The 8,343-nt window shown below is 69.2% G+C and carries 10 protein-coding genes; 3 read left to right on the top strand and 7 right to left on the bottom strand.

What is annotated here, in order from left to right; translation table 11 throughout:
- Both Q8O26_RS07815 and Q8O26_RS07810 read right to left on the bottom strand, forming a co-directional pair.
- Positions 1–592, bottom strand: a 592-nt coding sequence (locus tag Q8O26_RS07815) for a tripartite tricarboxylate transporter substrate binding protein (protein ID WP_305574940.1), incomplete at its 3' end; no start/stop codon positions are given.
- Between the two features lie 154 nt (positions 593–746).
- Complete coding sequence (locus tag Q8O26_RS07810; protein ID WP_305574939.1) at positions 747–1,556, bottom strand: aspartate dehydrogenase; 810 nt, start codon at positions 1,554–1,556, stop codon at positions 747–749.
- Positions 1,557–1,756: 200 nt separating this feature from the next.
- On the opposite strand from Q8O26_RS07810, the gene Q8O26_RS07805 reads away from it, so the two are divergent.
- A complete protein-coding gene (locus tag Q8O26_RS07805; RefSeq protein WP_305574938.1) occupies positions 1,757–2,749 on the top strand; it encodes a tripartite tricarboxylate transporter substrate-binding protein in 993 nt (330 codons plus the stop codon).
- A 151-nt stretch (positions 2,750–2,900) separates the two neighbouring features.
- Here Q8O26_RS07805 and Q8O26_RS07800 read toward each other — a convergent pair whose 3' ends face one another.
- On the bottom strand, positions 2,901–3,815 hold the full coding sequence (locus tag Q8O26_RS07800; RefSeq protein WP_305574937.1) for a sugar kinase: 915 nt from the start codon (positions 3,813–3,815) through the stop codon (positions 2,901–2,903).
- Between the two features lie 217 nt (positions 3,816–4,032).
- Between Q8O26_RS07800 and Q8O26_RS07795 the strand changes: the two genes are divergently transcribed.
- Together Q8O26_RS07795 and Q8O26_RS07790 are read left to right on the top strand one after the other, a co-directional pair.
- A complete protein-coding gene (locus Q8O26_RS07795) occupies positions 4,033–4,806 on the top strand; it encodes a ferredoxin--NADP reductase (protein ID WP_305574936.1) in 774 nt (257 codons plus the stop codon).
- An 87-nt stretch (positions 4,807–4,893) separates the two neighbouring features.
- Complete coding sequence (locus Q8O26_RS07790) at positions 4,894–5,625, top strand: hypothetical protein (protein ID WP_305574935.1); 732 nt, start codon at positions 4,894–4,896, stop codon at positions 5,623–5,625.
- Here the strand turns inward: Q8O26_RS07790 and Q8O26_RS07785 are convergent.
- The 4 genes from Q8O26_RS07785 to Q8O26_RS07770 form a co-directional block, all read right to left on the bottom strand.
- On the bottom strand, positions 5,622–6,203 hold the full coding sequence (locus Q8O26_RS07785) for a gamma carbonic anhydrase family protein (RefSeq protein ID WP_305574934.1): 582 nt from the start codon (positions 6,201–6,203) through the stop codon (positions 5,622–5,624). The genes Q8O26_RS07790 and Q8O26_RS07785 overlap by 4 nt on opposite strands.
- Positions 6,204–6,284: 81 nt before the next feature.
- The gene (locus tag Q8O26_RS07780; RefSeq protein WP_296571682.1) at positions 6,285–6,419 is read right to left on the bottom strand and encodes a hypothetical protein; all 135 of its coding nucleotides are present in this window, start codon (positions 6,417–6,419) and stop codon (positions 6,285–6,287) included.
- Positions 6,416–6,898 (bottom strand): hypothetical protein, encoded by a 483-nt coding sequence (locus Q8O26_RS07775; RefSeq protein WP_305574933.1) that lies wholly within the window; start codon positions 6,896–6,898, stop codon positions 6,416–6,418. Before Q8O26_RS07775 ends, Q8O26_RS07780 begins: the two co-directional genes overlap by 4 nt.
- 80 nt (positions 6,899–6,978) lie before the next feature.
- Positions 6,979–8,310: a TIGR03808 family TAT-translocated repetitive protein gene (locus Q8O26_RS07770; RefSeq protein ID WP_305574932.1), complete on the bottom strand. Its 1,332-nt coding sequence runs from the start codon at positions 8,308–8,310 to the stop codon at positions 6,979–6,981.
- Between the last annotated feature and the right edge of the window lie 33 nt (positions 8,311–8,343).

Genomic DNA, 8,343 nt, shown 5'->3' with positions numbered 1-8,343 from the left:
GGCCGGCGACGAGGTCGGCCATGGCCGGTCCTGCGCCGCGATAGGGCACGTGCCTGATCTTGGTCTGCGTGAGGATCTTGAACAACTCACCGGCGAGATGGTGCGTCGTGCCGATGCCGGCCGAGCCGTAGATCAGGTCGTCCGGCTTCGACCGCGCCAGGGCGATCAGCTCGGCGAGGGTCGTCGCCGGCACGCGCCGCGGATTGACCACGATGATCTGCGGCGGCTGGGCGATGATGGCGATCGGAATGAAGTCGGTCTCGATATTGTACTCGAGGCGCGGATAGAGCGACGGCGCGATCGAGTGGTGGGCGGCACCGACGAAGAACGAGTAGCCATCGGGCGTGGCCCGTGAGGCGACCAGCGCGCCTGCTGTGCCGCCGGCACCGGCGCGGTTCTCGATGATGACGCCCTGACCGAGCTGCCTCTCGAGCTGGGCGGCGAGCGGGCGGGCGAAGGCGTCGGTGCCGCCGCCGGCGGGGAAGGGCACCATGAAGGTGATCGGTCGCACCGGCCAGGTCTGGGCTTCGGCCGGCGCGCCGAAGCCGATGACGGAGAGCACGGCCAGGCCGGCGAGTATGGTTTTGCGCATGGGGTTCCCTCGGAACGGTTTCCTCTGGCGGCCCTTGCTGGCGGGGCCGCTCGTCCGGTCCTGTCGGCCGGTTGATGAAGAGACTAGCGCCTGTTCCCACTCTTGCAAGGTGCTGGCGCAGCCGTCATCCCGCGACGACGGCTGCGGCGCGCCGTCAGGTGCCGACGCGCACCGGCGCGTTCAGTTTGCGCAGGGCGGCGATGACCGAGAGCGCCGTGATCCGGCCGGTCTTCGGGTTGTCGGACGGGATGTTCTCGATGGCGAGCGTCAGCTTCGCCGAATCCGAATCGACCTCGATGGCGTGGCAGTTGCGGGTGACGGTCGGGTCGGCCCAGATGTCGATCGTCGTGCGGTCCGGTCCGATGCCGGCCAGCGACAGGGCCACGGCGACGTTGACATTGGCTGGGAAGCCCTTGGCCGCCTCGCGTGCGGAGCCCGAGAAGATCAGCGTCGGCTCGCTCACCGCATCCATGTCGAGGCCCTTCTCAACGAGGTAGGGCGCGCCGACCAGGCCCTTCGGAGGCTTGCGCGTGATCATCCGTACCGAGTGGATCGTGCCCTCGGCGGCGGCGGTCACCGCATCGAGGCCGAGCAGGGCGCCGGTCGGCACGATGATCTGGCCGCCATGCGTCTTCGCCAGTTCCATCAGGTGCGGTCGCGGCAGCAGGGCGCCGCAAGAGAGCACCATGACCTTCTTGCCCGCCTTCAGCATCGGCGCGCAGATCTCTTCGATCACCGAAGCGGGAGCGCATTCGACGGCGAGATCCGCATGGGCCGGAAAATCGGCCAGCGCCACGACCGGCACGTCGATGCCCTGTTCGGCGAGCCAGGCCTTCGCCTTGGCCTCATCCCGTGCGGCGACGCAGGCGAGCGTGGTGCCGGGGATCGTCCCGCCCGCGATCCGCGCAGCGAGCGTGCGTCCGATGGCGCCGAGGCCGGCAATGGCGATGCGGGTGGTGGTCATGGGTCTCTCCGGTCGAAAAGGTGGCGGACCATAGAGCCTGGGAGGGCAATTGCCAGTCCCCCTCGTCATGGCGCCCATGCTGCGGTTCCGGTGATCCGGCAGGCCGGAAGCTGCTTGCGGCGGTGTGCCGCTGCACGCATTCTGGGCTGGACAACCCTCGCCTTTTGGCCATGATCCGCCGCTCCCAGAGGAGTATGTGCATGAAAACGACCTCCCGACGCGCCCTGCTTGCCCTCGCCGCCGCAGCCCCGCTTCTCGCTGCCGCACCCGCGGTCCAGGCCCAGACCTGGCCGGCGCGCCCGGTGACGATGATCATCCCCTTCGCCGCCGGTGGCCCGACCGACGTCCTCGGCCGCATCATGGCCGAGCGCATGTCGCAGATCCTCGGCCAGCAGGTGGTGGTGGAGAATGTCGGCGGCGCCGGCGGCATGACCGGGACGGCCCGCGTCTCGCGCGGCTCGCCCGACGGCTACAGCTTCGTGCTCGGCACGGTCGGCACCCATGCGGTGAACCAGACGCTCTACAAGCAGCCGCTGTACAACGCAGCCACCGATTTCGCGCCGGTCACCCTGATCGCCGAGGTGCCGCTGATCCTCATCACGCGAAAGGATTTCCCGGCCAACAACCTCCAGGAATTCATCGCCCACGTGAAGGCGAACCAGGCGAAGATGCAGTTCGCCTCGGCCGGCGCCGGCTCGGCCGTGCATCTCGGCTGCCTCTATCTGAACTCCGTCATCGGCGCCAACGACGTCACCCACGTGCCCTATCGCGGCTCGGCTCCCGCCATCCAGGACCTGGTCGGCGGCCGCGTCGACTACATGTGCGAGATCTCTTCCACCGCCATGCCGCATATCCAGGGCGGCTCGGTGAAGGCGCTGGCGACCCTGACCGCCAACCGCTCGACCGTGTTCCCGGATCTGGCGACGGCCCAGCAGCAGGGCCTGCAGGGCTTCGAGGCCTATACGTGGAACGCCTTCTTCTTCCACAAGGACACGCCGCCCGCCATCGTCGAGCGCCTGCGCGCCGTCACCGTCGAGGCGATGGACACGCCGGCGGTGAAGGAGCGCCTCGAGGGTCTCGGCGCCATCATGGCGACGCCCGACCGCCGCGGCCCGGCCTATCTCGGCCAACTGGTGCGGAGCGAGATCGAGAAGTGGGCCGGCCCGATCCGCGCCAGCGGCGTCAGCCAGTAAGCGCGACGCACCCTGAGGATCACGACACCCGGCGGGCCTTCCGCCGGGTGTTTTCGTTTGGGGGAGCAAGAGTGCGCCCTTGCCTTGGGTTGAACGCGCTGCTCGAAGGACGCACTCGGCCTATGAGCCCTGCCGTCCTGATCGCCGCGCCTCAGCCCAGCGCCGCCAGCACTGCGGCCCGGCGCGGCAGCGGCGTCACTGCGCCATAGCCGGTGGTGGACAGCGCCGCCGCGGCGCAGGCATAGCGGCCGGCCTGGAAGGGGTCGCCCGTCGCCAGCCACTCGGCGAGGAAGGCGCCGTCGAAACAGTCGCCCGCCCCCGTCGCATCGACCGCTCCGACGCGGATCGAGGGGATGACCCGGCGCTCGTCTCTTGTGGCGATCAGCGCACCCTCGCGACCGAGCGTCAGCGCCACGATCTTCGAGCCGCCCTCGAGGTAGAAGTCGGCGATGGCATCGGCCGTGTCGCGGCCGGTGAGCTGGCGCGCGTCGTCGAGGCCGGGCAGGGCGATGTCGGCGAGCCGCATAGCCTCGTTGGTCACCTCGCGGGCCCGCTCCAGCGGCCAGAGCCGCAGCCGCAGATTGGTGTCGTAGGACACCGTCACGCCGGCGGCGCGCGCCTCGGCGATGGCGAGCCGCACGGCAGCGCTGGCCGAGGGGGAGATGGCCTGCGAAATGCCGGAGACGTGCAGGATCTTCGCCGCACGGATCGCCGGGACCGGCAGGTCGGCGGAGGTGAAGCGCGCCGCCGCCGAGCCGGCGCGGCGATAGGCGAATTCATGGCCGTTCGGCCCATGGGTGATGAAATAGATGCCCGTCTCACTTTGCGGCGGCATCCGCATCGCGCTGATGTCGATGCCCTCCGCCCGCCACAGGTCGAGGAAGGCCTGCCCGAACGTGTCGTCGCCGACGGCGCCGATCACGCCGACGCTCGCCCCCGACCGCGCCGCCGCGATGGCGCAGTTCGACGTGTCGCCGCCGAAGCCGAACAGATAGGTCGGCTCGCGCGGGATGGTCTGGTTGAACTCACCGAGGGCTTCGCCGAAACAGAGGATATCGGGGGGCATGACGGGTCCGGATGTCAGGGGCGGCCAGCATAGGCATAGCCGGACGGCGGGCAAGGCCCCGGGGCGTCGGTCGGGCAGCCGGACATCGTCCTAGCCGTTTGATCCAGACCATCGATTTTGCTTTTGCTCTGGAACATGCTCTTGCCTAGTTGGTGCAATGCGATATCATTCGTGTACGAATGAACACCTCTCTGGCGCCAGTCACCCGGGCTCTGCCATGTCGAACCTGAACTCCGAGCGCGTCATCGACGTGCGCCACTACACGGACCGCCTCTTCTCCTTCAAGACGACGCGTGACCCGGCATTTCGCTTCGTCAACGGCCAGTTCACGATGATCGGCCTGGAGATCAACGGCCGCCCGCTGCTGCGGGCCTATTCCATCGTGTCCTCCAACTACGAGGACAATCTGGAGTTCTTCTCCATCAAGGTGCCGGACGGCCCGCTGACCTCGCACCTGCAGAACATCAAGGTCGGCGACCAGATCCTGGTCGGCCGCAAGCCGGTCGGCACGCTGGTCCAGGACGCGCTGCTGCCGGGCAGGAACCTCTATCTCTGCGGCACGGGAACGGGCCTTGCCCCCTTCATCAGCGTCGTCAAGGACCCCGAGGTCTACGACCGCTTCGAGAACGTCGTGCTGATCCACGGCACCAGGTTCATCGCCGAACAGGCCTATGGCGACTTCGTGTCGAAGGAACTGCCGAACGACGAACTGATCGGCGAGCTCGTGCGCGAGAAGCTGAAATACTACCCGACGGTGACGCGCGAGCCCTATGTCCACAACGGCCGCATCACCGAACTCCTCGACAGCGGCACGCTGCAGGCGGAGCTCGGGCTGCCTCCCCTCGACAAAGCCAATGACCGGGTGATGATCTGCGGCTCGCCGGCCTTCCTGAAGGACATGGTCGACATGCTGGTCGCCCGCGGCTTCGACGAGGGCGCGATCTCCGGTCCCGGCCATTTCGTCATCGAGAAGGCCTTCGTCGAGAAGTGAGCCGCCGCCGGCACAGGGCCGGCTGAACCTTTTGCCTTTCCGGCGCGACTGACACGCAAGCCGCCTTCGCGGCGCGTCAGTCGAGCCATGTCCGATCAGAATTCGTTCCCTTCTCCCGCAACGCCGGCGGCTTCCGCCAGGCGGCGTGACCTCGCCATCGGCATCGCCGCGGTTGTCGGCGCCGCCCTGGCGGGTGCGGCGCTGTCGGGTTTCGCCAGCCGGACGGCCGCGCTCGCCTTCGCCGACTGGCTCGATCTCGGCCGGGCGGTGGAACGCCTCGCCTTCGCGTCGGCGATGGGCGCGATCGGCGGCGCAGCCGGCGGCGCCCTCGGCCTCTGGCTGATGCTGTCGCGCCTCGCCCGCGCGGCCTCCATGATCCGCCTCGCCGCGGCCGGCTTCGCGGCTGTCGCCTTCTTTTCCGTCGCCCTCGGCTATGTCGCCTTCGCGGTGACCACTCCGCCGCCGCCGGTCCAGCCCTTCCTCATCCTCCAGCTGCGCCTCGACGGTCTCGGCTGGAGCGACGTCGCCATCACCGGCGCCGGCGGCCGTGCCGCCATTCCCGCCGAGGGGCTGCAATGGCGCGTGGATACCTATGACGTCACCACCGCCGATGCCGTCTTGCCGATGCTGGAGCCCTCCGGCATGCGCGCCATCATCCTCGCCCGCGATGGCCGGGAAATCGCCCGCTTCAGCCTCGACCTGCCCGGTGACCCGCCCGCCACCGCCCGCTACAGCCACTGGCTGACACCGGACCGCCGCCAGGGCGCGACCCCCGGCATCGAGATGCGGTTCCGAATCGAGCGGCGGATCGTGCGCTAGGCCCTGCGGGTGATGCCGAAACGCGCGGCGGCGGCGTCGAGATCGACCTCGTCCCAGCAGCGATGGTCGCCACGGGCATAGGCTTCGACGTTCTGCGTGTAGAGCCAGGCGTTGAAGCGGTTGGCGGCACCGCAGTCGCGGCTCGCCTTGAGCACCGCCGGCACGCCGGCGACGACGGAGTTGGGCGGGATCACCGTGTTTTCCTTCAGGAAGGAGCCCCCCGCGATGATCGAATTGGCGCCGATCACGCAGCCGTCCATGATGGTGGCGCCGATCCCGACCAGCACATTGTCGCCGATAGTGCAGCCGTGCAGCGTGACGCGATGGGTGATCGAGCAGTCGCGACCGACGAAGGTGCCGGTGCCGCTGCCGATATGGATCATCGCGAAATCCTGGATGTTCGAGCGCTCGCCGATCACCACCTCGTGCATCTCGGCGCGGATGACAGCGTTGGGCCAGACGGAGACCGCGGCGGCGAGCGTCACCCTGCCATAGATCTGTGCCGACGGGTGGACATGGGCGGACGGATCGATAGTGACCAGCGGTCCAGTACGCGGAACGGCGGAACCCCTGATCATCAGCCTCTATCCCTCTCCGCCGTCACGGCGGTCGCGGCCGGACGATGCCCGGGCCGGGCGCCTGCGGGCAAGACTGAGGGATCAGTCCTTTCGGACGATGGGCTCAGGCCGGAGCCATTCGACCTCGTGCAGGTCGGCCACATCGGCGTCGAAGCTGCCGGCCGGCGACAGGGGCGGTGCGACCAGGCGGGGCAGCGCGGTCTCCTCGGGCGTCATGGCCGTGCTCCGGTCGCCGGCGCGGGCCTGGCGACCGATCCGGTCGCGAGTGGGCCCGTCTGTGCCAGCAGATGAAAGACGATGGTCCGCATGGCCGCCGTGTTCTCCTCTTCGGAGAGGGAGCGCAGGTGCGGATAGAGCGGCCGGAACGCCACGCCGAGCAGGGCGATCAGGGCCGGCGAGGCATTGGGGATCTCGTCCGCGGCATAGGTCGCATAGGAGGTGCGGCCGGCGAGTGCGGCGATCTGGACGAGGACGCGCTCCTCGATCTCGCCGACATTGCGATACTGGTCGAGCGCGAAGCTGGCGCAGGCCTGGAGAGCGGCATCGGACTCGGCCCGCAGGTCCGCGTCGCTCACCATGGCCTCCGCCGTGAAACGGGTGAGGTCGGCGGGCGCGCAGGCCTCCTGCGCCGCGGCGGGCGCGGCGAGGACCATCAGAGCGGCGGAAGCCGCGAAGACCTTTGCTAGCGCGCGCATGGGCGCCTCCGGACAAGGGCTGACCTTGGACGGAAACCGTGGACTGATCCGGTTAACGGGTTGTTAACGGGGCGGGCGGCTCAGCGCACCCGGTTGCCCGAGACGCTGAGCTGGGCGAAGCGGCCGACGCCCTCGCGCGCCATGTCGCCGGTGACCGGCGTCTTCCATTCCATGCCGACGACCGCACCCAGACGGGCGCCCTGGACGAGATTGTCGGCGATCAGCGCCTGTCCGGCTCCCGGCACGACCGAGACGGCAATGCCGACAGGCGAGCCCTTGATGACGTTGGCGGTGACCGACAGGTCGCGCATGTACTGGCCCCAGCCGAGCTGGATGCCGGCGGTGGGCGCGCCCTCGATGACATTGGCGGAGATGGCGGCATCGGCCTCGGCCGAGATGCCGATCCCGGCGGGATCGTGCGGATCGGTACCGGCGGGGCGCCGGTTGACGAGGTTGCGGATGATGTTGCCGTGGATGTTGGCGAGCCGGCCGCCATGGTTGAAATTGGTGGCGACGATGCCGAGGGCGGCGCCGTCGATGATGTTGTTGGCGACCACCGCGCCCTCGAAGCCGAACTCGATATAGATGGCGACCTCGCCGAGCGCGGCGCAGTTGTTGCCGGTGACCGCGACATTCGCCGCGCCGTTGGCACGCACGGCCGAGAAGGCCGCGCCGCGGATGCGGTTGCCGGTGACGGTCACATTGCCGGCGCGGAAGACGTTGATTGCATTGCCGTTCTGGCCAGATCCGCCGTCGCGGGCACCGATCTGCTCGATGCGGTTGCCTTCAATGATGGTGCCGTCGTCGCCGGCGATCGTGCGCCAGACGAGGATGCCGTTATTGGCGGCCGAGCGGATGGTGTTCTGCACCAGGGTCAGGCCGCGGCTGTCGAGGGCGACGATGGCGGCCTTGGCGACGCCGGAAATGGTGTTGCCGCGGGCGATGCCCTCGATCCCTTCGAGGACGATGCCGTGGTGGCTCGAACCCGCGATCTCGCAGTCCTCGAGCCTGACGCCGCGCCCATGTTCGAGGACGATGAGGCCGCGCTTCTCGGGCAGCGCCTTGCCGTTACCCTCCAGGACGAGGCCGGACAGGGTCACCATGTCGGCGCGCTGGGCCGAGAGACAGGCCGTCCCGCCCTGGAACACCAGGCGCGTGGCGCCGCGCACGCCGACGATCTGCGTGTTGGCGGGAAGCCGGACCTCGCCGATCTTGTAGGCGCCCGGCGCGAGGCGCAGCGGCATGCGTGAGCCTGCCGCCGTCTCCACCGCCCGCTGCATGGCGCGGGTCTGGTCTTCCGCCGCGCCGGGCTTCAGGCCGAAGGACGCCGAGTCCAGCGTCGATGCGCGGGCCGAGACGGGCAGGGCCAGGGTGGCGGCTGCGGCGAGAAGGAAGGAACGACGGGCGAGCATGGGTGCCTCCGGAGTTGCGGAGACCAGCGCAAG

Origin of the sequence: Phreatobacter sp., from assembly GCF_030691135.1 — a bacterium.
Taxonomy (GTDB): Bacteria; Pseudomonadota; Alphaproteobacteria; order Rhizobiales; family Phreatobacteraceae; genus Phreatobacter.
Note: the sequence above shows the minus strand (reverse complement) of the source record. Positions and strands in the feature narration are given on the sequence as shown.

What these genes read in the sequence shown, in the direction of transcription:
- Q8O26_RS07800 (WP_305574937.1), bottom strand. Translation starts at nt 3,815, where the DNA reads ATGCCCCCCGATATCCTCTGTTTCGGCGAAGCCCTCGGTGAGTTCAAC.
- Q8O26_RS07810 (WP_305574939.1), bottom strand. Translation starts at nt 1,556, where the DNA reads ATGACCACCACCCGCATCGCCATTGCCGGCCTCGGCGCCATCGGACGC.
- Q8O26_RS07805 (WP_305574938.1), top strand. Translation starts at nt 1,757, where the DNA reads ATGAAAACGACCTCCCGACGCGCCCTGCTTGCCCTCGCCGCCGCAGCC.
- Q8O26_RS07795 (WP_305574936.1), top strand. Translation starts at nt 4,033, where the DNA reads ATGTCGAACCTGAACTCCGAGCGCGTCATCGACGTGCGCCACTACACG.
- Q8O26_RS07790 (WP_305574935.1), top strand. Translation starts at nt 4,894, where the DNA reads ATGTCCGATCAGAATTCGTTCCCTTCTCCCGCAACGCCGGCGGCTTCC.
- Q8O26_RS07775 (WP_305574933.1), bottom strand. Translation starts at nt 6,898, where the DNA reads ATGCGCGCGCTAGCAAAGGTCTTCGCGGCTTCCGCCGCTCTGATGGTC.
- Q8O26_RS07785 (WP_305574934.1), bottom strand. Translation starts at nt 6,203, where the DNA reads ATGATCAGGGGTTCCGCCGTTCCGCGTACTGGACCGCTGGTCACTATC.
- Q8O26_RS07780 (WP_296571682.1), bottom strand. Translation starts at nt 6,419, where the DNA reads ATGACGCCCGAGGAGACCGCGCTGCCCCGCCTGGTCGCACCGCCCCTG.
- Q8O26_RS07770 (WP_305574932.1), bottom strand. Translation starts at nt 8,310, where the DNA reads ATGCTCGCCCGTCGTTCCTTCCTTCTCGCCGCAGCCGCCACCCTGGCC.